The 24,987-nt window shown below is 68.5% G+C and carries 25 protein-coding genes; 13 read left to right on the forward strand and 12 right to left on the reverse strand.

Annotation, left to right across the window (positions count from 1 at the left end; all coding sequences use genetic code 11):
* The first annotated feature begins 281 nt into the window (after nt 1-281).
* On the forward strand, nt 282-617 hold the full coding sequence (locus tag ACWDRB_RS62745) for a hypothetical protein (RefSeq protein WP_363985453.1): 336 nt from the start codon (nt 282-284) through the stop codon (nt 615-617).
* Between the two features lie 181 nt (nt 618-798).
* On the opposite strand, the gene ACWDRB_RS62750 is transcribed toward ACWDRB_RS62745, so the two are convergent.
* Nucleotides 799-1,236, reverse strand: coding sequence for a winged helix-turn-helix transcriptional regulator (locus tag ACWDRB_RS62750; RefSeq protein ID WP_449911583.1), 438 nt, complete (start codon nt 1,234-1,236; stop codon nt 799-801).
* Between the two features lie 140 nt (nt 1,237-1,376).
* On the opposite strand from ACWDRB_RS62750, the gene ACWDRB_RS62755 reads away from it, so the two are divergent.
* Both ACWDRB_RS62755 and ACWDRB_RS62760 read left to right on the forward strand, forming a co-directional pair.
* The gene (locus ACWDRB_RS62755; protein ID WP_449911528.1) at nt 1,377-2,249 is read left to right on the forward strand and encodes an aldo/keto reductase family oxidoreductase; all 873 of its coding nucleotides are present in this window, start codon (nt 1,377-1,379) and stop codon (nt 2,247-2,249) included.
* A 530-nt stretch (nt 2,250-2,779) separates the two neighbouring features.
* A complete protein-coding gene (locus ACWDRB_RS62760) occupies nt 2,780-3,283 on the forward strand; it encodes an inclusion body family protein (protein ID WP_449911529.1) in 504 nt (167 codons plus the stop codon).
* Here ACWDRB_RS62760 and ACWDRB_RS62765 read toward each other — a convergent pair.
* From ACWDRB_RS62765 to ACWDRB_RS62790, 6 genes are all read right to left on the reverse strand, one after another.
* Nucleotides 3,280-3,567 carry a WD40 repeat domain-containing protein gene (locus tag ACWDRB_RS62765; protein WP_449911531.1) on the reverse strand — a complete coding sequence of 96 codons (288 nt, stop codon included), beginning with the start codon at nt 3,565-3,567 and terminating at the stop codon, nt 3,280-3,282. The two genes, ACWDRB_RS62760 and ACWDRB_RS62765, sit on opposite strands and share 4 nt — an antisense overlap.
* Nucleotides 3,498-3,743, reverse strand: coding sequence for a hypothetical protein (locus tag ACWDRB_RS62770; RefSeq protein ID WP_449911533.1), 246 nt, complete (start codon nt 3,741-3,743; stop codon nt 3,498-3,500). Before ACWDRB_RS62770 ends, ACWDRB_RS62765 begins: the two co-directional genes overlap by 70 nt.
* A gap of 121 nt (nt 3,744-3,864) precedes the next feature.
* Nucleotides 3,865-3,993, reverse strand: a complete 129-nt coding sequence (locus ACWDRB_RS62775; protein ID WP_355196773.1) for a hypothetical protein — start codon at nt 3,991-3,993, stop codon at nt 3,865-3,867.
* A gap of 165 nt (nt 3,994-4,158) precedes the next feature.
* Nucleotides 4,159-4,842 carry a hypothetical protein gene (locus tag ACWDRB_RS62780; RefSeq protein WP_449911535.1) on the reverse strand — a complete coding sequence of 228 codons (684 nt, stop codon included), beginning with the start codon at nt 4,840-4,842 and terminating at the stop codon, nt 4,159-4,161.
* 137 nt (nt 4,843-4,979) lie between these two features.
* Nucleotides 4,980-5,627 (reverse strand): hypothetical protein, encoded by a 648-nt coding sequence (locus tag ACWDRB_RS62785; protein WP_449911537.1) that lies wholly within the window; start codon nt 5,625-5,627, stop codon nt 4,980-4,982.
* A gap of 262 nt (nt 5,628-5,889) precedes the next feature.
* Nucleotides 5,890-6,417 carry a hypothetical protein gene (locus ACWDRB_RS62790; protein ID WP_449911538.1) on the reverse strand — a complete coding sequence of 176 codons (528 nt, stop codon included), beginning with the start codon at nt 6,415-6,417 and terminating at the stop codon, nt 5,890-5,892.
* Nucleotides 6,418-6,477: 60 nt separating this feature from the next.
* Here ACWDRB_RS62790 and ACWDRB_RS62795 point away from each other — a divergent pair, with 60 nt between their 5' ends.
* Entirely contained in the window at nt 6,478-6,606 is a 129-nt protein-coding gene (locus ACWDRB_RS62795) for a hypothetical protein (RefSeq protein ID WP_449911540.1), read from the forward strand.
* Nucleotides 6,607-6,688: 82 nt separating this feature from the next.
* Here the strand turns inward: ACWDRB_RS62795 and ACWDRB_RS62800 are convergent, their stop codons facing one another.
* From ACWDRB_RS62800 to ACWDRB_RS62815, 4 genes are all read right to left on the reverse strand, one after another.
* Nucleotides 6,689-6,937, reverse strand: coding sequence for a helix-turn-helix domain-containing protein (locus ACWDRB_RS62800; protein WP_449911542.1), 249 nt, complete (start codon nt 6,935-6,937; stop codon nt 6,689-6,691).
* Between the two features lie 359 nt (nt 6,938-7,296).
* The gene (locus tag ACWDRB_RS62805) at nt 7,297-10,386 is read right to left on the reverse strand and encodes a TIM-barrel domain-containing protein (protein WP_449911544.1); all 3,090 of its coding nucleotides are present in this window, start codon (nt 10,384-10,386) and stop codon (nt 7,297-7,299) included.
* A 217-nt stretch (nt 10,387-10,603) separates the two neighbouring features.
* Nucleotides 10,604-12,928: a GDSL-type esterase/lipase family protein gene (locus tag ACWDRB_RS62810; protein WP_449911546.1), complete on the reverse strand. Its 2,325-nt coding sequence runs from the start codon at nt 12,926-12,928 to the stop codon at nt 10,604-10,606.
* Nucleotides 12,929-13,135: 207 nt separating this feature from the next.
* Entirely contained in the window at nt 13,136-14,236 is a 1,101-nt protein-coding gene (locus ACWDRB_RS62815; protein ID WP_449911548.1) for a hypothetical protein, read from the reverse strand.
* A gap of 174 nt (nt 14,237-14,410) precedes the next feature.
* On the opposite strand from ACWDRB_RS62815, the gene ACWDRB_RS62820 reads away from it, so the two are divergent.
* From ACWDRB_RS62820 to ACWDRB_RS62850, 7 genes are all read left to right on the forward strand, one after another.
* A complete protein-coding gene (locus tag ACWDRB_RS62820; protein WP_449911550.1) occupies nt 14,411-14,569 on the forward strand; it encodes a hypothetical protein in 159 nt (52 codons plus the stop codon).
* Between the two features lie 278 nt (nt 14,570-14,847).
* The gene (locus ACWDRB_RS62825; protein ID WP_449911552.1) at nt 14,848-15,858 is read left to right on the forward strand and encodes a LacI family DNA-binding transcriptional regulator; all 1,011 of its coding nucleotides are present in this window, start codon (nt 14,848-14,850) and stop codon (nt 15,856-15,858) included.
* 57 nt (nt 15,859-15,915) lie between these two features.
* Nucleotides 15,916-16,995 (forward strand): LacI family DNA-binding transcriptional regulator, encoded by a 1,080-nt coding sequence (locus ACWDRB_RS62830; protein ID WP_449911554.1) that lies wholly within the window; start codon nt 15,916-15,918, stop codon nt 16,993-16,995.
* A 180-nt stretch (nt 16,996-17,175) separates the two neighbouring features.
* Nucleotides 17,176-18,519 (forward strand): ABC transporter substrate-binding protein, encoded by a 1,344-nt coding sequence (locus ACWDRB_RS62835; RefSeq protein WP_449911556.1) that lies wholly within the window; start codon nt 17,176-17,178, stop codon nt 18,517-18,519.
* Nucleotides 18,520-18,524: 5 nt separating this feature from the next.
* On the forward strand, nt 18,525-19,439 hold the full coding sequence (locus ACWDRB_RS62840; protein ID WP_449911558.1) for a carbohydrate ABC transporter permease: 915 nt from the start codon (nt 18,525-18,527) through the stop codon (nt 19,437-19,439).
* A complete protein-coding gene (locus tag ACWDRB_RS62845; protein ID WP_449911560.1) occupies nt 19,436-20,347 on the forward strand; it encodes a carbohydrate ABC transporter permease in 912 nt (303 codons plus the stop codon). The genes ACWDRB_RS62840 and ACWDRB_RS62845 overlap by 4 nt, the downstream gene beginning before the upstream one ends.
* A 36-nt stretch (nt 20,348-20,383) precedes the next feature.
* Nucleotides 20,384-21,379 (forward strand): hydroxyacid dehydrogenase, encoded by a 996-nt coding sequence (locus ACWDRB_RS62850; RefSeq protein WP_449911562.1) that lies wholly within the window; start codon nt 20,384-20,386, stop codon nt 21,377-21,379.
* Between the two features lie 250 nt (nt 21,380-21,629).
* Here the strand turns inward: ACWDRB_RS62850 and ACWDRB_RS62855 are convergent, their stop codons facing one another.
* Nucleotides 21,630-22,601, reverse strand: a complete 972-nt coding sequence (locus ACWDRB_RS62855) for a helix-turn-helix transcriptional regulator (protein ID WP_449911564.1) — start codon at nt 22,599-22,601, stop codon at nt 21,630-21,632.
* Between the two features lie 91 nt (nt 22,602-22,692).
* Between ACWDRB_RS62855 and ACWDRB_RS62860 the strand changes: the two genes are divergently transcribed.
* Together ACWDRB_RS62860 and ACWDRB_RS62865 are read left to right on the forward strand one after the other, a co-directional pair.
* Nucleotides 22,693-23,676 (forward strand): zinc-binding dehydrogenase, encoded by a 984-nt coding sequence (locus tag ACWDRB_RS62860; protein WP_449911566.1) that lies wholly within the window; start codon nt 22,693-22,695, stop codon nt 23,674-23,676.
* A complete protein-coding gene (locus tag ACWDRB_RS62865; protein ID WP_449911568.1) occupies nt 23,673-24,773 on the forward strand; it encodes a winged helix DNA-binding domain-containing protein in 1,101 nt (366 codons plus the stop codon). Before ACWDRB_RS62860 ends, ACWDRB_RS62865 begins: the two co-directional genes overlap by 4 nt.
* Nucleotides 24,774-24,987 lie beyond the last annotated feature (214 nt).

Here is a 24,987-nt window from a genome sequence, read left to right on the forward strand (position 1 = left end):
AAAACCCACACCACCTACAACCAAGCAACCGCATGGTCACACCGGCGACACGACCTCGCCGCTTGACATTCCGGATCCAGGGATGTCTGACCCACGGCAGCGCCGCCGAGCCTGACGGAGACGTTCCCCAGGAGCCGCGTGAGACAGCTATTGCATAGGAAGCTTTCCTATTTAATACTGCGATCAACGCAGCGTATCGCGGCGCGCGATGCTCCATCGCGCTCCTGCTGCACGTGACGCCCTGTCCCACCGGCTCGGCGACTTACTGCCCGGAGGTCCTCGTGGTTCGTCGTGTCCCTGCCCTCCTCACCGTCATGCTCGCCGCGCTCGGCGCGCTGTCCATCTCCGCCGCGCCGGCGCAGGCGGCAGACGTGGAGGTGACCTACAGCCCGATCTCGCTCGGCGACTACTGCTCCGCCAGGGTCAATTCCTCCTCCACCATCGGCTTCTACAACGGCGGCCTGAGCTGCTACCGCTGGAGCAGCGGCGGCTCCGGCATGACCTACACCGGCAGCGGAAGCGCCTCCGCCGCGTGCGCGTACTTCAACCCCACCTACACCTACCTCGGCTCTGCCCAGGGCGCCAGCCAGGCGCTGATCTGCAGGTACTCGGTCTGACCCACGCCGATGCCGCCGCGCGGGCGAGGTCCGTCCGCGCGGTCGTCGCCGCAGCGAGGGCTTTCGTCGTGCGCGGCCAGGAAGTCCATCGTCGTCCCCGTCGCCGCTAAAGGTCGCGCCGCTGAAAGGTGCTGCTGGAGACTGATGGATTGCATGGCTTTAGGGCTGTATCTGGGGGTCGTCAGGAGGTGCGAGCGTCGTAGTTCTCGCGGTTTGCGAGGACCTCGGCCATGTGCGTCTGCGCCCAGTTTCTGAGCCCGCGCGTCATGTGGTGGAGCGAGAGACCGAGGTCGGTCAGCTCGTAGGAGACGGTGACAGGGACGGTTGGCGTCACGGTACGGGTGAGCAGACCATCGTGTTCCAGCGACCGTAGCGTCTGGGTCAGCATCTTCTGGCTGACCCCCGCCAGAAGCCGAGAGATCTCGGAGTAACGCATCTCCTTCGGAGCGTCTGCGTGTGCCGCACCGGGTCGGCGAGGGCTGTTGTCGCCGCCCAGCGCGCACAGGATCAGGACGACCCACTTGTCCGAGATTCGGTCGAGCAGCTGCCGGCTGGGGCACTCTGCCAGGAACGCGTTGTACTCCACCTTGGCCTGAGCCCGCTTCTGGGCCGCCTTCATCGTCGCCACTGATCGCACCTCTCACCGATAGGTGGGTTACGCACTCCCAAGTGCCTACTTCCTGACAGGAAGTTTCTCTCCAATGCTGATGCAGGGAGGCAGAAGGCGCCACCCCCAAGTGCACGACGAAAGGCAACAAGATGAGCACACCCTCCCTCTCTCTTCCCGGCGGCGCTTGGACTCTGAGCGACCTGACCGTCACCCGGTTCGGCTACGGCGCCATGCAACTGGCCGGCCCGTGGGTCATGGGGCCGCCCGCCGATCGCGACGGTGCCCTGGCTCTTCTGCGCGAAGCGGTCGACCTCGGTATCACTCACATCGACACCAGCGACGCCTACGGGCCGCGCGTCACCAACGAGTTGATCCGCGAGGCACTGCACCCCTATCCCGAGTCGCTGCACATCGTGACCAAGGTGGGCGCGACCCGCGACGAACAGGGTGGCTGGCCTCTGGCCCGGCGACCCGAAGATCTGCGCCGCCAGGTCCACGACAACCTCAAGTCCCTCCGGCTCGACGTACTCGACCTGGTCAACCTCCGGCTCGGCAACGCCGAAGGTCCCCAGCCCGGCTCGCTCGCCGAGGCGTTCGAGACGCTCGTCGAACTCCGGCAGCAGGGCCTGATCCGCCACCTCGGGGTCAGCAACGCCACCGCGGAGCAGGTCACCGAGGCACAGAGCATCGCGCCGATCGTGTGCGTGCAGAACATGTACAACCTCGCCCACCGCCACGACGACAAGCTCATCGACCAGCTCGCCACCGACGGCGTCGCGTACGTGCCCTTCTTCCCCCTCGGGGGCTTTACCCCGCTTCAGTCCTCGGCGCTCTCGGCGGTCGCCGCTCGATTGGAGGCGACACCGATGTCCGTCGCACTGGCCTGGCTGCTGCAGCGATCACCGAACATCCTGCTCATCCCCGGCACGTCATCCACGGCACACCTGCGCGAGAACATCGCCGGCGCGGGACTCTCCCTCTCTCATGAGGACTTGACCGAGTTGGACGACATCAGCCGCTGAATGCCCCAGAGCTGAACGGCCCACAAGCCACGACCGAAGCCACGATTCAAGTCCCGGCCCCGGTCACCTTCGCGCGACCGGGGCCGAAGCAGGACGATTCGCCCTCACCTGGATGACTTCAGATCATCAACCGTCAGGGAGCGGCGGTGGCAGCTCACTCCGCGTCGGTGGCCGGGGTCAGGCCACGACTACACCCTGGATTATGAAGAGCCGTTTTGCCCTAACCGCCACTGCGCGATATGTGATCAAGCCAGAAGCGCGCATTTCAGTAATGCACACCTGTCTTGTCTGCCACATTTGGGCGGGGGGACGGCGCGCCCTTCTGGTCCTCTAGGGACGTATTCCGGCTGCTCATCACCTCAGCGCGAAGCGTTACGGGATAACACGACTTTAGTTGGGTTACATTATGCATCCTTGACAGCACTCAATGTCAAAGATCATGGTGGAGGCATTCGCCCGGCGGCCTTCAAGTCGTGATTGAGGTCTGGGCACGGTCTGTTTTCGTCGGATACGACAGGGGGAATTTCTGCATGTCAGAATTCATCAACGTCCTCATCGCCATCGACGCGGAAACCATTCTCGGAAGGTTCGGCAAGAACACCGATCCGAACGGGCCGACATCGATCCCCGACAGCAGCAACCTGATCTACATGACCACCCGGCAGAACCAACTCGGCGGCGCTCCGGGCAGCGAGTTGACAATCAACGCCTCCCCAATGGACATCATCAGGTGGCGCGAGACGACACTATCCCTGAACTCCGAGTACACCGGCATCCTCTACAGGTTCAACACCCTGGCCGGACAGGACCTGATCAGCACCCCCGTACCAAGGTCGGTGATGCTCAGCGAGCCACAGCCGAACAGCCAGGACCCGCTGAATCCCACCACCCAGAAAATCAACAGCTATTACTGGGAGTGCGAGATCCTGGACACGGGGACGGTCACCTACAACTTCAGCTTCATGATCCTCAACCACAAGGGTGAGAGGCAGGGTTACTACTGCTGGGACCCCTTCATCAATATTCAGCCCTAGGGGCCGGCGCACACCGGCTCGTACGCTCTGCCCGGCACGTACAGGCCCCATTCCTGCCGGGCGAGCGCCCGCTGGGCCGAGGCGCAGACGTTCTCCACGCTCACGGCGGGCAAAGCCACGTTCCAGAGCCGGATCGTCTTGTCGTAGCCGGTGCTCACCAGCGTGCGACCGTCGGGGGTGCAGGCCACTGCGGAGACGTCCTCGCGATGGCCGGTCAGCGGGCGGCCGAGCTGCCGCCCGGTGGCGACGTCCCACAGCCGGACGGTGCCGTCGCGCCCGGCCACGCCAGGAGTCTGCCGCCGGGCGCGAACGCCACCTCGTCCACCATCCCCGTGTGGCCGGTGAACACGGAGCGGGCCGGGTTGAGCAGGCCCCCGCCCATGCGCCGCACCACGTCGGCGATCCGTTCCCGGGCCGCGCGTGCCTGCTGGGCTCCGGGCTCCTCCCCGGTCGGCTCCATGCGCGCTCCGGTCCGTCCGCGAAGGCACCCTGCCGTACCGGTTCATCACCGACGGCGGGCTCGCCGCCACGTCCGGTACGGACGAGTTGCAGGCGGATCCTGATCAGCCGCGTCGGCGCGCTCAGCGAGGGATGAAGCCGCGGTAGACGATGCGCCGACGCCGGAGCACCGGCCACTGCCGGTCCTTGATGCCGCTCAGCGCGAGGGCGGTCATCGCACCGGCGAGGAAGGTGCCCACGATGACGCTCATGACCAACATGAAGGCGATCTCCACAATAATCCCCTCGTCAACAGTTGAAATCTGAACTTGATGGCGTGAACAGCGCCCTTCCCCGCTCTATTCCGCGAGGTTTCCCAAGGGGTTGGTCAGCTGCGACGGTGAACCTCGAGCTTGCGACGTCGAAGCTTCAGCGGCTCAAGGTGCGCTCTGATCGTGGGTCTCGCCATGATCGATGTCCGGCGCCATGGTCTGGATACGCGCCTCCGCGACCTGCCGCATGATGCGGTGGGCCCCGCACGCCTCGGCGGTGGCGTACGCCTCTGCGGCCAGCGCCACCGCGTCGTCCCGTCGCCCTTGTGCGGCGGCGATGTAGATCAGCCCTACCTGGTTGGCGGCGACGGCGGCCGGCAGCCCGAGCTCCCGGCACAGCCGTACCGATGCCTCCAGATGCTTCCGGGCGGCGTCCAGCCGGCCCGCGGCATGGTCCGCGATCCCCAGGTGCCGGAGCGCTTCCCACTGGGTGTATCGGTCGCCTGCCGCAGTGGCCAGGTCGTACGACTGCTCAAGGAGGGGAATGGCGCGGTCGGGGTCGCTCCGTACGACCTGGTGGCAACAGCCCTCCCAGAACACCGAACCCGCCTCGCCCGCCGCATCACCCAGCGTCCGGTACAGGTGTGTCGCACGCTCGAACAGCGCCAGCTCACGTGGGTCCTCGCGCCGGTCATCGAGGAACCGCGCGTGCAAGATCCGTCCCCGGGCCAAAGCGAGATCGGCTTCGACCTTGTCCAGCTCCCGCTCCGCCGCTGCCGGCTCACCGACATCGCCGACGAAGACAGGGTGCTCATAGGACAGCCTGGCCTTCTCGATGCGTCCCTCCATGCCTGCCCCACTCATCTCGGTGACGCCCCTCGCTGCGGTCCATGAGACCGTACGCCGGCGATCTCAACAAGCTCTCAGACCCATCCAACCTGCGATGGCATGAACTCAGCATCCTGCTCATGGCCATGTGTGCGGGGTCATTCGTCGTCTGGATCTGCCGGCGCCGCGGTCGGTGCGATCTGCAAGGGTGCAGCAGCCCCGCCGGCGATCTCGCGCCCCTGATTCAGTGTGTAGTCAAGCTGCCTGGCCAGGAGCGGGAGGGTCGCCGGAGGCAGATACGCATCGGCGCCGGCGTCGAGCAGGCGTCGGACCGGGCCGTGGTACTGAACTCCGAGTTCGTGGTCCTCGATTTCGGTGACGATGACGCGAGCTTTCGGGAACATCGATCGGAGCGCCGCGATCAGCTGCGGGCTGCCTGGAGGTACCAGCAGCACATCGGTTGTCGCGGGAGCCGCATGCATGTCGAGCACTACGTAGTCCGCCCCGAGCTGTGTCGACAGCGCAACCCGGGCCGCGGTCGACAGCTCCATCGCGGTGGCCACGACCGTCACGCTCTCGTAGTCGATCGGTGCTTGATCGTTGGCCTCGTCCGGCGCGTCGCGATCGACAATGGCGCCTTGGACCACGTCGATGGTGCTGGAGATTGTCGCTATCGACGCGCCGTCACGCGTGACAACCAAGTTCTCGCCAGGCTCGAGGGCGTCGATGAGCGCCACGACATCTTCGGGAAGGCGGGCCACGTCGATTCGCTGCACCGCGCGTGGGGTGCGTTTGCGGATCACCATGCCTGGGACACGCTCACGGCTGCGTAGGCACCCTGCGTCATGAGCAGCCCCGGTCGCCTATCGACATGGTCGCTGCCCCGGAGGCGCCGTTCAACCCGATGATCACATGAATCCCTTCAGATACCGTGACCTTGTTGGATGCCACTGAACGCTCATTGGTTCGAGCCGCGCGGAGATTCCTTCATCGACCCGCCGGTACTCCGCACGGACAAAGATCGCGAGGTAAGGCGAACTGTCCCGTGCCACCGAAGCCGGACCGGTGTCACCGATGTCCGATGGAATCGAGCCAGGTCGCAGACGAGGACGCCGTGGTGAAGCGGATCACCTGCAAGGGAGCAAAGCGTGGGTCATGGATGCGCTGCTGTATGTCCGCTCGTCGCGCCGCGTGCTGGGACCATGCCCACCATGCGGGGTGATCGCGCCGGAACCATTCCGCCACGGTCTCGCGGTTCCCGTTGAAGATTGATTCGCGGAGAAGTGTCCTGCGCAGTGACCGCCGCAGGATCCGAGGCATGATGACCCGCCGTGGGTAGTCCAGCCATACGACGGTGTCGGCGCGTTCCCATAGCAGGTCACGGACCTCTGGGTAGCCGAACGAGTCGAAGACCCAGGCCGGTGAGTTGGCGATCTCTGCGACCTGAGCGGGAAACCGCTCGTTCACGGCCCAACCGGGACCGGCGAAGTACAGGGCGTCCATCTCGTGATAGGACACGGCGAGTTGGCTGCTCAGGGCCCGTGCCATGGTGGATTTACCCGCCCCGCTGATGCCAACTACGAGGATGCGCTGCATCCATGCAGGCTAAGCCCTGGGGACAGCGGCGGAACGCGAGCGGACATCCGTACGATCGCGATGACGAGACTCCGATGGCACACGCTCGACGTCGGGTCGCCGGCCGTGCACGCCGAGGAGTTCCGGCCTGCCGGCGAGGTGTTGCGCGCGGAGGTGTTCGCCCGGCTGATGGCCGGACTGTCGAGGTGACCGTCGCGCCGCCACTGCCGAGTCCGCGCTGGGAGCATCCGGATTCCGGCGGAAGGTGTGGGCGGTGCGCGAGGCGAGATGATCAGTTGTCGTAAACGTGCACCAGCTCGGCGTCCGGGGCGTGCATGAGGGGTTGGGCGTGCTCGCCGAACAGCCTGGCCACCAACTCCCCGCGGCTGCTGACGTCCACCTTGGCGAAGATGGCCTTGAGGTGGTCGCGTACGGTGTGGAGTGACAGGTGCAGCCGACCCGCGATCTCCGAGGTGCTGTGCCCGCGGGCCACGCACTCGGTGACCTCTCGCTCGCGTGGTGTCAGCGAGTACGCCTCCACGATGAGGGGGTCGCGGCCAGGAAGCGGTTGGGGATGTTCTGAGCCTGGCGAGCTCACATGCCGTCGGGGTCGTACCAGCGGATGGAGTCTGCGGAGGGCGCCCCGCGGGACGCCCGCCGGGGCTCACACGCTCCTGGCGCCGATGCGCCTGATCCAGTGCTGGCAGTCGTCGTCGGCTCGTGCTGCTCGTCCATGAGCCGAGCCCTGCAGTCTTGCGGGCCATCCGTGGGGTGATCGAGCGGCAGGGCGAGGTGTCGTACCCGGCTGAGGCCCTGGCGGTCACGGTCGGCGTGACCTGAGACGTCGGAGCGCCCGGCGGGCCTCTGCGAGCGCGCCGGGCGCTCACGGCGTCGGCGATATCACCTGTAGGTGAAGGTGACCGGGTTGCGCTGGGGGAGGGTGACGGTCAGGGTGCGGGTGGCGCTGTCGTAGTGGTACGCGTTCGCGGGCAGGTCGGTGGGCGGCGCCGCGTTGCGCAGGGAGAGGGTCCACTGGCGGCCGGTCGTCCTCCCGCTGATCCTCACGGTGTGCCGCCCGCCCGACTCCGAGTACTGGATCCTGGTCTTGTCGTGCAGCGTGACCGAGCCTGAGGCCCCCGCCGCGATGCTGACGGTCATCCTGTCCTTGGCGGTACGGGTCGGCACGATGCCCCCGGCCCTGACGAACACGGGCATCGTGTCGAGGCCGGTGGTGATGCTCCGGGTCGTTCCGCCGCTGTAGGTCTGGCCGGTGAAGTAGTCGGTCCACTGCCCCGGCGGGAACCACACCGAGGTCGTGGCCGTGGCGCCGGGCGTGGTCACGGGGGCGACCAGGAGGTCGGGGCCGTAGAAGTACTGGGTGGCGGCCGTGGCGTAGGCGGCCTCCTCTTCGGGATATTCCAGGTATGTCGGGCGGACGATCGGGACGCCGGTGGCGTTGGCCTCCTTGGCCAGCGTGTACGTGTACGGCACCAGGCTTTCCCGCAGGTTGAGGAACTTCTTGGCCGAGTCCTTCGCCGCGGCCCCGTACTGCCAGGGCAGCCGGTCGCCATGGTTGCTGTGCAGGCGGTCGATCGGCTGGAAGGTGCCGAACTGGACCCACCGGGCGTACAGGTCGTCGGGCAGCTTGGTGGTCCGCCTGGTCTGCCCGTTCACGATGTAGGTCTCCGAGCCCTGCAGGCCGGTGGTGTCGTTGTGGCCGCCGATGTCGTGGCTGATGGCCGCCATGCCGGTGGCCGCTGACTCGGCCGGCGTGGAGCCGACCTCGACCCGCAGGGTGCCCCACGTGGAGGACGTGTCGCCGGTGAAGTGGAGCGTGGTGCGCTTGTCCGCCCACGGGCCGGTCGGCAGGCCGGAGCGCCCGGCGTACGAGCCGGTCTGCAGGGAACCGTACGCGCGGGACATCACGAACCCGCCGTTGGCCGCCGCGTACTGCTGGTTGATCCAGGCGTCAGGGGTCACGCCGGGCAGCGAGGACTGCGAGGCGTCGCAGCACCAGTCGAGCCACCAGAAGTCGTTGCCCTGCTGGTCCATCGTCTTGTGCAGGTCCATGTACGCCTTGAGCTGGTCGGGGTCGCCCCAGTCGAAGGTGTGGCAGTTCGGCCCCGCCGCCCCCGCGCAGCCGCCCTTGCGGAGCTTGCCCTTGGCCGTGGCCTGCGCCTGGGCGAACTGGGGGTCGTCGCCGACGATGCTGGGGTGGGTGTTGAGCGTGTTGTGCAGGCCCTGGGAGGCGGACCAGTCGAAGAAGGACTTCGGGTCGGGGAACTTCGCGCGGTCGATCTGCCAGCCGCTCCACGTGTTCGGCGACTTGAAGTCCGTGTCGGTGACCAGGACGTCCAGCGGGACGCCCTCGGAGCGGAACCTGGGCAGGATCGTGTTCTGGTAGTCGGCCGCGGTGCGGTCGATGTACTCGGAGTACCACACGCCGTACGCCCACTGGGGCAGCAGCGCGGGCGGGCCGGTCAGGGTGGCCAGGTCCGACAGGGCCCGCTTGTAGTCGCGGCCGAAGCCGAAGATGTAGCCGTCCTGGTAGGGCCGCTGCGCGGGGCGCTGGGTGACCTTCTTCGTGGCGAGGTCGTATAGGGCCGAGGGTGTGTCGTCGAGCAGGTACCAGCCGTCCTTGTGCAGGAGGCCAGGCGTGGTCGGCGGGGGGCCGTTGTCGCCGTTCACGTTGTCGAGGCTGCGTCGGTACCCGCCGAGAGGAAGGTGCGGCGGGGGCGCGGACGTGCCGGTGGCGGTCACGGCGAGCGTGTCAGGGTTGACGCGGCAGGCGGTCGGGCAGCTCAGGGTGATGTCGTTCGCGCCCGCCTTGAGGGTGACCGGGAGGGAGGCCGTCGCCCAGGTGTCCCAGTCGGCCGTCGTGGGGAAGGTCAGTTGCCGCGTGGCGGAGCCCGCGGTGACGGTGGCGGTGCGGGTCTGGTGCAGGCCGTCGCCGCCGACGCCGTTGGCGTACCGGACGTGCAGCGTGTACGGGCCGTCGGCGGGGACGTTCACCAGCCGGGCGGCCACGCCGGCGCCCTGGTTCAGCTCGGCCACGAACCCCCTGCCGGAGTAGTCCGCGTGGTCCGCGGCCACCTTCGCCGTGCCGGCCAGCCTGCCCGCCTCGGCCTCGCAGTTCACCCCGTACGCGCAGTCGATGGTCGCCCTGGCCGACGTCGGCGGGTACGCGGCGCCGGGCTGCAGGAGGGCGACGCTGTCGATGTTGACGTTGCCGGAGTCCGTCGCCGTACGGGCCAGCGTGATCGTGTGGCGGCCCGCGGCGAGCTGGAGCGCGGGGGTGGTGACGGCCCAGGTGTCCCAGTTCGCGGTCGTCGGCAGGGTCACGGTCTGGGCCGCGCCGCCGTCCACCGACAGGCTCAGGCTGCGGGTGGTGTGCTGGCCGTCGCCGCCCACCGCGTTGGCGTAACGCGTGGCGAACTGGTACGCGCCCGCGGCCGTGACCTCGACGTCGGCGGACAGGGAGTTCCCCGCCCCCTCGAACCCGGCCAGGAACCCCGCGCCGGTGAACCCCGCGTGGTCGGTGGCGACGGCCAGGCCGCTGTACGACAGGTCCTCGGCCTCGCACAGGGCTCCGGCGGAGCAGGTCAGCTGCTGCCACGGCGCGGCGGTGGCGGTCCTGAGACCGACCGACAGATTGCGGGTGGTGAACGGGCCGGAGCCGACCTGGTAGCGCAGGGTGAGCGCGCTCGTCCTGATGGTGAGCCAGCCGTCCGACGTGCTGGAGGTGAAGGAGGTGGGCGCGAACGCGTCGCGGCCGACCGCGTTGAACGTCGGCGCGTCGACGAACTTGGCGTCGCCCGCGTACTCGGTCCGGATCAGGGTGGGGGAGAGCACTTGGAAGCGGGCGTTTCCCGAGGTCACCGCCTTGATCCGGGTGTCGTGGGTCGCCCCCGCCGGAGCGGGGGCGACGGTTGACATCGCCGCCGCGATGATCGCGGCGGCGGCGATGCGCTGGAAGGGGCCTGATCTCATGACGACTCCCGACCGAATCTGATCGCTTTGCCGCCACTATCGACCAATGCTGAGGTCCTGACAAGATCGAGTGGAGCCTGATCGGTCAGGAACGGGCGCGTCTCGATCGGGGAGGGAGATGGCTCGGTCAGAGCTGGTCGTGGGCGGTTCAGGACGAGAAGTGGGACGCGGTCGGCGGAGAGCGGGCGGATGCAGATGGCACCCTTCCAGCGACTGTCTAGTTGCCGCCGCGGTTCAGCCAGGCGCGGACCGCGCCGCCGTCGTAGACGACCAGATAGTCGGCTTTGCCGTCACCGCTGATGTCGGCGAACTGGATGTACTTGCGGGGGTAGTCGGACGCGTGGGCCCAGTCGTAGCGGGCCTCGAAGCTTCCGTTGCCCCCGCCACCGCGGTTGAGGAAGGCGTGCACCGCGCCCTCTACGCTGACCTGAAGGTAATCGGCCCGGCCGTCACCGTCGCCGTCGGCGAACCGGACGGCTTCCAGCGATGAGCCCCGGGTGCCGCCGGCCCAGTTGAGCCACAGTCGCCAGTCCGGGGGCTGTGTCTCACTACTGATCGGCGGGCTGTTGGGGTCCCACATGTTCTGGTAGACGTGGACCGCGCCCTCCGCGCCGACCCGCAGGATGTCGTCGCGCCCGTCCCCGGTGACGTCCGCGAATCGGAGGTTGTTCCGGCTGAACGACTCCTCGCCGAAGACGATCCCCCAGTGGACGAATTCAAGCCGGTTGCCCGACCTGGGGAAGTTGATGTAGGCCCGTACCTTGCTGTCGGAACTGACCACGAGGTAGTCGTCGCGTCCGTCCCCGTTGAGGTCGGCGAAGCGCACCTCATCCCCATGGACATCGTCGTCCGGGCGGTACACGCCTACGTCCACCCAGTCAGGTTGCCCAGGTGTGCCGACGGTGTTCACCGACGCGCGGAAGCTGCCGTCCTGACCGACCTGAAGGTAATCGGCCCGCTGGTCGCCATTGAGCTCGGTGATGATCGTACGGCCTATGTTGGTGCCGTATCCGGGGGCGATCACGCCCAGCTTGCGCCATCCCGCGCCGAGAGCCGTCTCGCCGGACCCGATGGGCGAGTCCCCCGGGTCGTCGTCGACGGGGGAGTCAGCCGGGTTGCAGCCGTTGGCTTCGTTCTCGGGCAGCGGGGTCTGAATCCAGCCCTTGTCGTCCGCCGCTGATATGGCGCCGTACCAGGCGTCGGCCATCTTGGCGTAGCCCGCGTCCGTCGGGTGCGCGTCGTCCTGCAGTCCGTCGCTGACCGGCACCCGCTTCATGTCCACCAGAAGTACGTGCTTGCCCTCGCTCTGCAGGTCCCGCACCATGCCGGGCAGCGCCGCGTTGTACGCGTCGATGCGCGGCTGCAGCCCGGCCTTGCCGGTCGGGATGAGCTTGGCGACCAGCACTGTGGCACGTGGTGAGTGCGCCAGCGCCTGGTTGATCAGCTTCCTGAGCCGGGTGGGCGCGGCCGGCAGGTTGTAGTTCTGGTTCATGTCATTGGTGCCGGCATGCAGGGTGATCACGTTCGGCTGATACCGCGGCACGGTGCAATAGGCGAAGGCCGCGATCTCGCCGATCCGCTTGCCCGGGTGCCCCTGGTTGTCCTTGTCACTCATCTCGCCGGCCTTCACCGACCCGACGAAGTCGACGCTGCTCCAGCTGTCCTTCAGATAGGCGTACAACTCGTCGCGGTAGCCGTTCCCGTCGGAACTCTCCACGCCGTAGGTGATCGAGTCTCCGAGCGGCATCACCCTCAGCGCGGAGGGACGCGAGGGCCGCAGCCCGCCCCAGTCCCTCATCGCCTCGTTGAGCAGGTCCTCCAGTTCCTCGAGCTGGTGGCCGAGCTCATCCGCCCCGTTGGCGACCCCGCTGCCGAACCAGGAGCTGAGCCAGGGCACCCTGGACCTGACCCAGGTACCGACGTTCTGTACGGCGCGGGCGAAATTCTCCTTCGCCCACGGGGCGAGGTACTTCTCCCACAGGAAGCCGCCGGCCAGTCCGATCAGCCCACCGATGATGATCTCGCTGGTCGCCTTGGGGGTGCCCAGGGTTCCGTTGAAGGCGTTCATCATGAGCGGTCCCATGATGCCGGTGACGACGCCTTGGAGGGGGGTGCAGATCAGCGGATAGGTCGCGGCGCCCACCCCGCTGGCCACCATGGCCGAGATGCACAGCGACCTGATCCCGTACCCCGTGGTCCAGGCGATCACCCCGGCGGCAATCGTCTTCCAGGACCAGGAGGTGGTGACCTCCCCGGCCGGGATGGTGACAGCCACGCCGGCGTTGTCGGAGGTCACGTTCACCGTGCCGTCGACATTCGGCCACTCCGAGGTATCGATGGTGGCGCCGTCTTGGTTGTCGGCGAGCGTCTGCTTGATCGCGGGGCCCAGTCCGCCGTGCTCCGTGATGTCTGCCTGCATCTCCGGCACGATGTCCCGCAGGTCAGCGGGATCCATGCCGAGGTCAGAGGCGTTGAGGGTAAGGATGAAGTCCCGGTCGGCCGCTGTCGCCGGGGGTGTCAGGCCCAGTAACAAGGTCGCCACGATGGACATGATCAAGGCCACTCGGCCAGTCGTTCTTCGCGTCTTCACGCACACCTCCGCATTCGCGGGGTGATCATTTCCAGCCAACGCGAGAACGCGGTGAATCCCTCATTAACACTCGCGGGTGGTTATGAGGGTTCACGCGAGCGGCTCGGGTTCTGAGGGTGGTCCCAGGTGGATGGTGGTGCCGCAGGCCCCAAGGGCCGACTACTTGAAGGCGCGGTGGAGCTGGGTCATGGTCTGCTCGACGCGGCTCTTGTCGCCGACGACCACGTAGGTCTCGTAGTTGACCTTGTCGCCCTTGTCCATGGCTCCACTGGGGCTGGTGACCTGGATGGTGTTCTCGCCGAAGTGGCCGTTGTAGTCCATGGGCGGGCGGGTCATCGTGTAGTAGTAGGCCTTGCCGCTGAGAACTTCGGGCTTGATGTACATGCCGAGGCAGTAGCGGTCGTCGTCCGTGCAACGGACCATGGGATCCTTGCTCGTGTGGGACTCCACGGGCTTGGGCGACAGGCGACCGGTGGCGGGGCTGTAGGCGAAGACCTTCGTGAAATCCGGCTGCAGGTAGGCGACGAAGACGCCACTGAAGTGGTCATACGGTTCGTCGTCCGAGGTGATCGTGGCGGTGGCGCGAAAGACGTTCTCCAGCGCGGGCACGTCGTGATCGGGGGCGAGCTCGATCTCGGTCTGCAGCCAGTACGGCGACAGTCCCATGGTGAACGGGGAGCGCTTGTCCTGGTGGTCGGCGCTGCGGCAGTTGCCCCAGCCCGGTTTCGTGTCCGCGAGGGTCACGAACATCGCGGGCCTCCCCGCCGTGCGGATGGAGCTGCCGGACCGGGCCATGGTGTAGAGCGCGCTCGTGCTGGGCCCGTGGTAGGGAGGCGGCTGGCCCACGTCGTCCATGCGCGTGCCGGCCTGCGTGGGGTTGTAGCACTCGGTCGCCGCCTTGCCCTCCTGCCAGGCGTGGAAGGCGTACTGGAAAGCGGCGCCGTGGCCGCCGCTGGAGATGAACTCCTTGTTGTTCACCTTGACCGACGCGATCGCGCCGGCCAGCGCCGTCGACGTCGTGACCGACAGCTTGTTGCGCTTGTCGACCAGGACGGACGCCGTGACGTCCTGGAACGTCCGGTCGTAGTTCTTCTTCGTGGCGCATTCGGACTTGTACGTGAGCACGAAGTCGTCGTAGGTGGGGCTGCTCCGTGGCGGCGCCTCGCACGAGCTCTGCGCGGCTGTCGCGGCCACTGGGGTGACCACGGCCGTCATGACCGTGACCGCGGCCAGTACGGCCCCCTGTCGGATGGATCTCATGATCGGGATTAAACCGACACCCGGCGATGAGATGAGATCTGTTCGAGAAAAGGGTAAGTGTTTGGGTTCGCCGGTTCGAAGAGCCTATGGTTTCGTAGCGAACGTTTTCTATGAAGGGAACTGCGTGCCGGCCAGCCGTTCGTATTCGCTGACGAGCAGCGGCAGGACCGCGCCGTGCTTGGTATTGGGGTCTCCGCGGCCGGTACCCACCGCCAGGCGTCCGTGGCGGTGACGATCGACGTGACGTCACTGGGGCTCACGGCCGTCGCGCAGGCGCTGACGCTGCACGACGACGACGTGTACGCCAAGAACACCCTCGCCGGCCAGACCTGAGTCGGCCTGACGAAGAACGACTTCGCCGCGTTCACCGACGGTGTCGTGACGGTGGAGCTGCCTCCGGTCTCCTGGACGGCTCACACGCTTTCCTGAGACGTCCCTATGCGAGTTGTATCGATACAAGCAGAGTCTCATGACGTCCGGGTCGGCCGGTCGGCGGCTGAACCGCCCTCGGCGCTGGGGCGCCGATCCCTCCCGGTGGCGCAGGACCGCTACCGGCTCCACCCGACCACCGACGGCAGTGTCAAGGGTCGAGGCCGTGAAAGGATGTCGAGGTGGTGACGATACAGGACGTGGCGAAGGCCGCCGGGGTCTCGCCGATGACCGTTTCCCACGTCATCAACCACCACCCGCACGTCAAGACCGAGACGCGCGAGCGCGTGCTGCGGGCCATCAACGAGCTCGACTACCGGGTCAACGTGGCGGCGCGTAACTTGCGCACCGGGCGAACGGGGACCATCGGGCTCGCCGTCCCGGAGATCGACCGCCCGTACTACGGCCAGCTCGTTGCGAAGATCATCGCGGCGGCGGCGAAGCGGGATCTCAAGGTGGCCATCGAGCAGACCGGCGCCTCGCGCGAGGGGGAGCTCGCCGCGCTGGCCCTGTCGCGCAACCGCCTCTACGACGGGCTCATCCTCAGCACCGTCGGGCTCGGCCCGGCCGACACCGACCTGCTCAAGGTCGACTTCCCGGTGGTGATCCTGGGGGAGCGGATCTTCGACGGCCCTGTGGACCACGTCGCCATGCCCAATGTCGAGGGTGCGCGGGCTGCCACGGCGCACCTCATCGAGCGGGGCTGCCGCCGCATCGCGGTCGTCGACGGCCCGCAGCGGGGCGAAGTCGACGTCTCCAGCCTGCGCCACGACGGCTACCGCGAGGCGTTGGAAGAGGCGGGGCTACCCTTCGATCCCGAGCTGGTGGTCCCCATCGACGCGCTCACGATGGAGACGGGAGCGGCCGCCGCGCGCCGGTTGGCCGGCTCCGGGGTCGCGTTCGACGGCGTGTTCTGCGTCACCGACACGGTCGCGATGGGGACGCTGCGCGGCCTGGCCGACTGCGGAATCCGCGTCCCGCAGGACGTCAAGGTGATCGGCTTCGACAACATCGCCGAGGGCGCCTACCTCGTGCCGTCGCTGTCGTCCGTCGATCCCGACCATGCGCTCATGGCCGGCACGGCCGTCGGGTTCCTGGCCAAGCGGATCGCGGAGAACGTGAAGAACAAGCAGGTCGCGCGCGAGTTCATCAGCCGCTTCTCCGTCGTCGCCCGCGAGTCGACCGGAGGGTAGACGCGTGCGGCGTCATCGTGGTGACCACGTACGGACAACGTTCTCTACACTGGTGAGGTGGCCAGACGAAGGAACGACGCGCTCGACGACCCCGAGCACCGCCAGAGCACGATCAAGGATGTGGCCGAGCTCGCCGGCGTCTCGCTGTCCACGGTCTCGCGCGTGGTGGCCGGCAACTATCCGGTGGCCCAGGCCACCCGGTCGCGGGTGGAACGGGCGATCGAGGAGCTGAACTACGTCGCCAACACCCACGCCCGCGTGCTGGGCGGCGGATCGGCCCGCACGGTCGGCTTCATCGTCAACGACGTGCGCGGTGCGGCCTTCGCCGAGGCTGTGCACGGCGTCGAGCAGGAGGCCGCGCGCCGTGGGCACATCTGCCTGGTGGCCACCACCGACGGAGATCCCGTCCGCGAGCTGGCCGCGATCCAGCTCATGCGCGAGCAGCGGGCCGCCGCGGTGTTCCTGATCGGCGGCGCCACTGACAACGCCGCCTACCGGGCCCGGATGGCCGACATCGCCCGCTCGCTCGACGCCTCCGGTTCGCGGCTGGTCCTGTGCGGCCGCCCGCCTCTGGGGGACGGGACCCCGGTAACCGTCGTCGAGTACGACAACGAGGGCGGCGCCTACGCGCTGACCAGCTTCCTCGTCGGCCGTGGCCACCGCAGGATCCTTTACGTGGGCGGGGATTCCACGTTCACTACCACGGCGGGACGGCTGTCCGGTTTCCGCCGGGCGATGGGCGATCTCGGCTGCCCCGTGGACGAGAGCCTGTTGGAGCTCGGCACGGATTTCACCCGCGCGTCGGGCTACGAGCGTGTCAGCGCCCGGTTGCGGGGGGAACGCGACTTCACCGCGATCTTCGCCGAGACCGACGTGATCGCCGGCGGCGCGATGGCCGCCGTCTTCGACGCGGGTCTCAGCGTCCCCGAAGACGTCTCCATCGTCGGCTACGACGACATCCCCCTGGCCGCCGATCTGCGTCCCGGCCTGACCACCGTCCACGTGCCGTACGAAGAGCTGGGCCGCGCGGCCGTGCGCAGCGCCCTGGACCGGCCCGCGGGCAGGGCGGAGCAGCATCAGATGCTGGGCGCCCACGTCGTCATCCGCCGGTCCGCCGACCGGCCGTCCCCGGCGTAGACAGCGTTCTCGGCGCGAGACGCCGCCGCGCGACAGCGCTGCACCGTGCCTTCACCAGGGACATCTGGCGTAATGGGAAATTTATCCGCCTGAAATCTTGCCCTCACGGTAAGGGGGTTCTACGGTCTCCGTAGACAACGCTTTCTATAGCCGCCCCCTATTCTGCGAAGGAGCGGTGCCGTGAACCGCATCCCAACGAGCGCCCTCGCCGCCGGCCTGACGATGGCCGTCGTGCTGACCGGCTGCGGCTCCCCGGAGCCCACCGCCCAGGAGCCCGCCGCCACGGCGGGCGCGGGCACCGGGCCGGTCACCCTCACCTGGTGGTCGTGGGACGAGAGCAAGTTCCTCGACCCGGTCGTGGCCAAGTTCAACGCCGCCCACGACCACATCAAGCTCAAGGTGGTCAAGCAGGCCGACAATCCCGGCACCGCGGCCAACCTGCGCAACGTCGTCGCCGCAGGACAGGATGTGCCCTGCCTGGTGAAGGCCTTCGGCGAGGTGCCCGGTCTGGTCGGTGAGGGACTGCTGGCCGACATCACCGAGGTCTTCCAGCCGTACACCACGAAGGGCCTGTTCAACGAGGCATCCTTCCCGGGCGCCAAGGCGGGCGACCGCTTCTACGGCATCCCGACCGGCTTCGCGCCGTCGTTCATGATGATCAACCGGGCCGTGTACGACAAGCACGGCGTCGCGGTGCCCAAGACGTGGGACGACGTGATCGCCGCGGGCAAGGAGTTCAAGAAGCACGGCGTCTACGTGATGAACCTCGCCGGCGAGGACCCCTCCACCCTGATCAACCTGGTTCAGCAGGCCGGCGGGTCGTGGTACGCGATCGAGGGCGACAGCTGGAAGGTGGACTTCCTGTCGCCGCAGTCGCTCAAGGCCGCCGACGTCGTACAGCGGCTGGTCGACGACGGCCTGGTGGCCAACCAGACCTACCAGGACCGGCCCGCGCTGATCAGCTATTTCGACTCGGGCAAGATGGTCTCCCTGCCGACCTCGACGTGGCAGCTCGGCAACTACGAGCTCAACTACAAGAAGTCGCTGGGCGACTGGCAGCCCATCGACCTGCCCCAGTTCGCCGACGCCCCCGCGTTCGTGACCCCGGCCCACGGCGGCGCACTGCTGGTGCCCAAGGGCTGCCCGAACATCAAGGAGGCCGTCGAGGCCGGCGTGTGGATGACGACCGGCAAGGACGCCATCGACGCCTCCTACCAGCAGGACACCAGGCAGTACGCCTGGCCCGGCGCCGTTCCCGACCCGTCTCCCTGGATCGACTCGGTGGTGCCGGAGAAGCTGTTCGGCGAGCGCAAGGGCGAAGCCAGGGGCGTGATTCTCAAGGCGACGCAGTCCGGCCGGGACCCCTGGGTGGTCGGCCCGAACTTCACGGGCGTCTTCTCCGAGCTCCAGGATCAGTGGGCCAAGATCGTCACCAAGGAGATCACCGTCCGCCAGGCCCTCGAGCACATGCAGAAGTTCACCGTCGACGACCTGAGGTCGAAGAACATCAACGTGCGGGGCTGAACGTCATGGCCATCACCGCGAGCCCCAAAGCGTGGCGGCGCACCGCCGCGCTGCAGGGCGCCTCGTTCACCATCCCGTTCTTCCTCGGGTTCGTGCTGTTCAGCGTGGTGCCGATCGTGCTGGCGCTGCGGGAGAGCGTGTTCACCGAGAAGAGCTCGGGCCTCGGCTTCGGCCCGAAGACGGTCGAGTTCGCCGGGCTGGACAACTTCCTGCGCGGCATCGCCGACGCCAAGTTCTGGGCGGGCATGGGCCGCGTGGGTCTCTTCGCGGCCATCGGCATCCCGCTCATCCAGATCGTGAGCGTCGTCATGGCGCTGCTCCTGGACGCCGCCTCGCGGCGCGTGGCCGCGCGCTTCCGGCTGCCGCTGCTGATCCCGTACATGATCCCCGGCATCGTGGCGACCCTGATCTGGATCTACCTCTACAGCCCCGACGTCGGCCCGCTGACCCCGTTCTTCGCCCTGCTCGGCATCGACGCCGACTTCTACAGCGGCGAGCTGATCTGGGTGTCCATCGGCAACCTCGTGGCCTGGGGAGCCATCGGCTTCAACATGCTCATCGTCTATGCCGACCTGCAGTCGGTGCCGCGCGAGATCTTCGAGAGCGCCCGCGTGGACGGCGCCTCCGAGCCGCGGATCGCCTGGTCCATCAAGGTGCCCATGATCCGCCGCTCGCTGGTGCTGACCACCGTGCTCAGCATCATAGGCACCCTGCAGATCTTCAGCGACCCCATGCTCTTCCGCTCGATGACGCCCGAGACCATCACCCGCGACTTCACGCCGATCATGGCCATCTACGACTGGGCCTTCGCGCAGGGCGACTTCAACTACGCCGCCGCCCTGTCCGTCATCCTGGCGCTCGTGGTCGGCGCGGCCTCGGCCGTCTTCTACCGCCTCACCGACAAGGCACCCACCTCATGACGACCGCCACCACCGCGAAGCGTCCCGCCGCGCCGGCCCCCGCCACGCCGGCCGGACGGCACACCCGGCCGCACAAGGCCAGGACCAGGGTCGCGGTCATCACCGGCCTGGTCGCCTTCACCGTCTACTCCGTGGCGCCCGTCTGGTGGCTGGTCGTCGCCGCCACCAAGAGCCAGTCCGACCTGTACACCACCAACGCGCTGTGGTTCGCCGAGTTCCGGCTCTGGGACAACCTGCGGGGCCTGTTCACCTACCAGGGCGGGATCTTCCTGACCTGGATGGGCAACACGCTCCTGTACGGCCTGGCCGGCACCGCCGGCATGACCCTGGTCAGCGTGGCCTGCGGGTACGGCCTGGCGATGTACCGCTTCCGCGGGCGCGGTGTCATGATGGGCGCCATCATCGGCTCGTTCCTGGTGCCGGGCGCGCTGCTGACGATCCCGTCCTTCCTGCTCTACACGGACCTGCGCCTGATCGACACACCGTGGGCGATCATCGTGCCGAGCTTCTTCAGCGCCTTCTCCGTCTACCTCGCCAAGGTCTACGCCGAAGGCGCCATCCCGCCCGAACTGCTCGAGGCCGCCCGCATCGACGGCGCGGGGGAGTACCGCATCTTCTTCCTGATCGGCGCCAGGCTCATGTCCACCGGCGCCGCGACGATCTTCCTGCTCGGCTTCGTCGGGTCCTGGAACTCCTTCTTCGGCCCACTGGTCTACCTGCGCGACCAGTACAAGTGGCCGGTCATGCTCGGCCTGTACTCGTGGCTGAAGGTCAAGGTGGACAACTCCACCGACCTCACCGGCCTGGTCGTCGTCGGCTCGATCATCTCGCTGATCCCCATGGTCGCCCTGATGATCTCCCTGCAGCGCTATTGGCGCTCGGGGATCACGCTCGGCAGCCTCAAGTAACCACCGCCACACCTGCTGAACACGGGGGACCCGTCTGTGACCCATCGCCGCCCGAAGGCCCTGCTCGCCATGCGCCAGGTGTACGTTCCGCGGCTCTTCCCGGCCGCCGTCCGCGACCGGATCGAGCGGCACGCCGACGTCGACGCGGCCTTCGCCGCGGAGAGCCTGGACGACCCGCGCGCCGCCGCGCTGCTGCCGGAGCTGGAGGTGCTCATCACCGGCTGGGGCTGCCCGCCGCTGGACGACGCCTTCCTGCGCGCCACCCCCAGGCTGAGGGCGGTCCTGCACGCGGCCGGCAGCGTGAAGGCACACGTGACCAAGGCGGTCTGGGACAGGGACATCGCGGTCACGTCGGCGGCCCAGGCCAACGCGGTCCCGGTGGCGGAGTACACGCTCGGCGCGATCCTGCTGGCCGGCAAGGGCGCGTTCCGGCGGCGCGAGCGCTACCGCGCCGACCGCACGTTCACCGTGGCCGACGTGGTGCCGGACTCCGGCAACTACGGCCGCCGCGTCGGCGTCGTCGGAGCCTCCCGCGTCGGCCGGCAGGTCATCTCCCACCTGTCACGGCACGACTTCGAGATCCGCCTGTACGACCCGTACGCCACCGCCGCCCCCGTACCCCGCCTGGGCCTCGAGGAACTCCTGGCCACCAGCGACATCGTCAGCCTGCACGCCCCCGCGACCCCCGAGACCCACCACCTGCTGGACCGTGACCGGCTCGCCCTGCTGGCCGACGGCGCCGTCCTCATCAACACGGCGCAGGGCTCCCTGATCGACACCGAAGCCCTCATCGACGAGCTCAGGACCGGCCGCATCTCTGCCGTCATCGACGTCACCACGCCCGAACCGCTGCCCGTCCACTCGGCGCTGTTCGAGCTGCCCAACGTCTTCCTCACGCCGCACATCGCCGGCTCGCAGGGCAACGAGCTGGCCCGGATGGGCGCGGCGGTCGCCGACGAGCTCGAACGCCTGGTGACCGGCGTCCCCCTGCTGCACCGCATTCGCTACCAGGACCTCGACACCGCGGCCTGAACCCCATGCCCCCACCCTGCCCGCCCGCGCGTCCGCCGGCACGGTGGACACGATCACCTTCGGTGACGAGGACTCCGAGCCGACGACACTCGCGGCGGCGCCTGGGAGGCGGTGCCGCCGGGGGTGATGCCGTTCACCCGGATGCCGTCGCGCGCCCGGCTCACCGCGGCGGTTGCCGATGCTGGAGGTGTTGACGATCGCCCCGCCACCGTTGCGGCGACTCGCTCGCGCTGACGAGGATGCCTCCCGGCTACGGCACGGACGGCGTGTCGGGCGCGCCGGTGGCCCGGATGAAGCGGGCGCCCCACTCCTGGACGTGCGCGGCGAACTCCGGCGGCCCCAGCACCTCGAACTCGGCGCCCACATTGCCCAGCGCCTGTGTCGGCCAATCGAGGGAGGTCGAGGTCATGGTGATCCGGCAGGTGCTCTGGCTGAGCGGTTCGATCGTGCCCCACTGGCCGATCGCCTGCCGTACCCGGGTCTCGGGGGCGTGGACGAGCGCCTGGACCGTGTACGGCGCCGGGGCCCCGCTGGCCGCTTGGACGAAGGCCGCGGCGTTCTCGGCCGGGAGTGGACGCGGCCGGAACCGCGTGCCGGTCCCGGCCGGCTCGGTCAGCCGGTCGAGGCGGAAGCTGCGCCAGTCGTGCCGGGTCAGGTCGTAGGCGACGAGGTACCAGCGTCCGCCGAGGGCGACCAGGCGGTGCGGCTCGACCTCGCGCCGGGTGGGGGCGGAGGCTCTGGCGGTGTAGCCGAAGCGCAGCCGCTCCTGGTCGCGGCAGGCCTGGGCGACTGCGGTGAGCACCTGCGCCGCGACGACCGGCCCGGCCGCGGCGACGGAGAGGGTCATCTCCCGCAGGGCGTCCACCCTGGCCCGCAGCCGGGGCGGTAGGACCCGGATCACCTTGGTGAGCGCACGCAGCGACGCCTCCTGCATCCCGGCGATCCCGCTCTGCGCCGCGTCGCCGATGCCCACCGCCAGAGCCACCGCTTCCTCATCGTCCAGCAGCAGCGGCGGCAGGACTGCGCCGGGCGCGAGCTGGTAGCCGCCGTCGGTTCCCCGGGCCGCGCTGACCGGATAGCCGAGCTCGCGCAGCCGGTCGACGTCGCGGCGCAGGGTCCGCTCGGATACCCCGAGCCGCTCGGCCAGTTCCGTGCCGGGCCAGTGGCGGTGGGTCTGCAGCAGCGAGAGCAGTCGGAGGGTCCGTGAGCTGGTGTTCGCCATGTCGCCATCCTCGCGCGACTTCCGGTCAAAAAGTGACCGGAAGCCTGTTTAGAGTCGATTTCGAAGGCCGTACCGACCTAAGGACCAAGAAATGATCACCCGTGAGATCCAGCTGACCGCACAGATCGCCGGCACCCCCACGCTCGACCACTTCACCGTCGCCACCACCGAGGTGGACGGCGAGGTCGTGGTGCGGACCGACCAGGTCGGGCTCGCCGCGACCTACCTGGAGTTGATGCGCGCGGACTGCACCATCCCGGTACCGGCCTGGCAGCCGGGCCGGCGGGTGGGGGTTGCCGCCATCGGCACCGTCGTCCGGTCCGACAGCCCCGAGCTCGCGGTTGGCGACCTGGTCCAGTCGATGACCGGCTGGAGCGAGTACTCGGCGGGCCCGGCCGCCCAGTACACCAAGCTTGACCCCATCGCCGACCCCGGCTACTACCTCGGTCAGGGGCCGACGGCCTACTACGGGATGGCCGACGTGGCGGGCGTCGGCGAGGGCGACGTGGTGTTCGTCTCCGGTGCGGCGGGCGGGGTCGGCTCGCTGGCCGGGCAGATCGCCAAGTGCCTGGGCGCGGCGCGGGTGATCGGCAGCGCCGGCAGCCCGGCCAAGGTCGACTATCTGGTGAACGAGCTCGGCTACGACGCCGCGTTCGACTATCACGACGGCTCGCCGGTCGACCGGCTCCGAGAACTCGCACCCGAGGGCATTTCGGTGTTCTTCGACGTCGTGGGCGGCGAGCAGTACCAGGCCGCGCTGCAGGTGACCAGGCCCGGCGCCCGGTTCGCGCTGTGCGGCTCACTGTCCAGCCAGCTCGGCGACGCGGCCGAGCGCTTCCCCACGCCCGACCACGCCGCGGCCCAGGCCAGGGGCATCGAGCTGCTGCCGTTCTCCTGCTACCACACCCCCGACCAGATCGCCGCCTGGCGGGAACACTTCAGCACCTGGCTAGGCGAGGGCCGCTTCGTCTACCCGCAGACGGTCATCAAGGGCGAACTCGAGGACGTGCCGCAGGCGTTCCTGTCCCTGCTCCAGGGCTCCTACCGTGGCAATGTCTCGGTGCGGCTGTCATGACGACTCTCTCGAACAGGGCCCTGAACCGGGCCCTGCTGGACCGCCAGTTCCTGCTGGCCCGCACCGATCACACCCCGCTTGAGGTGATCGGGCGCCTGGTCGCGATGCAGGCTCAAGAGCCCAACTGGCCCTACGTCGGGCTGTGGAGCAGGATCCGCGGCTTCACCCACTCCGAGCTCACCACGCTGCTGCAGGACCGGAGGGTGGTCCGCTCCGGCCTGCTCCGCAGCACCCAGCACCTCGCCGCGGCCGACGACTTCCGCCGGCTGCGGCCGCTGCTGCAGCCCGTCCTCGACCGCACCGCCCGCTCGCCCTACTTCGCCCGTAACAGCGCGGGCCTGGACACCGCCTCACTGGTCGCCACCGGGCTTGAGCTGCTGGCGGGCGGGACGACACCGCGAAAGGAACTGGCCCGGCGGCTGGCCGAACGCCACCCGGACCGCGACGGGCGCGTCCTCGCCGGGGAGATCGAGCTCAGGACCCCCCTCGTCCACAACCCGGCCACCGGTACGTGGGGCTCCTGGGGCACCCGGTCGGCCGTCTGCGTCACGCCCGCCGAGACCTGGCTCGGCCGGCCCATGGTTCCGGCGACCGCCGAGGACCTCATCCGCCGCTATCTGGCAGCGTTCGGCCCAGCCGGGATCATGGACGTACAGGCCTGGTCCGGGTTGACCCGCCTCGGCGAGATCGTCTCCGGCATGCGCGCCGAACTGCGCCACTACCGCGACCCCGACGGCAGGGAACTGATCGACCTGGCCGACGCGGAACTGCCCGACCCCGACACGCCCGCCCCCGTGCGACTGCTGCCCGCCTTCGACAACGCCCTGCTCGGCCACGCCGACCGGACCCGCATCATCAGCAACGAGGACCGCAAACACGTGATGCCCGGCCAGGCACAGGTACGGCCCACCTTCCTCGTGGACGGCCACGTGCACGGAACCTGGTCTCTCGAAGGCGAAACCCTGCACCTCACGCCATTCCGCCCTCTGACCGCGACCGACCGGGCCGCGTTGGAGCAGGAGACGGAGCGCCTGCTGCCGTTCGTGGGAGGCAAGAACGTGTCCTACAGCAGCCCGATCGCGACCCGGACATCCTGACGCCGGCGTTCGATCGCCGCCGGATTGCCATCCAGGAACGTACCCCTGACCATTCGCGGCAGGCCTGGCTCGCGCAGGTACGGCTGCCGGCCGGGCGATCACCGGCACCCGACCGCTGCTCGGCAGCATCTCCGCCTCGGCGTAGCGGCGGGTCAGATGGGCGAAGCGGTGCCGTACGGTCTGAGATCGCAGCCGGGCGAAGAGGCCAGGGGTG

Source organism: Nonomuraea sp. NPDC003707 (genome assembly GCF_053587055.1).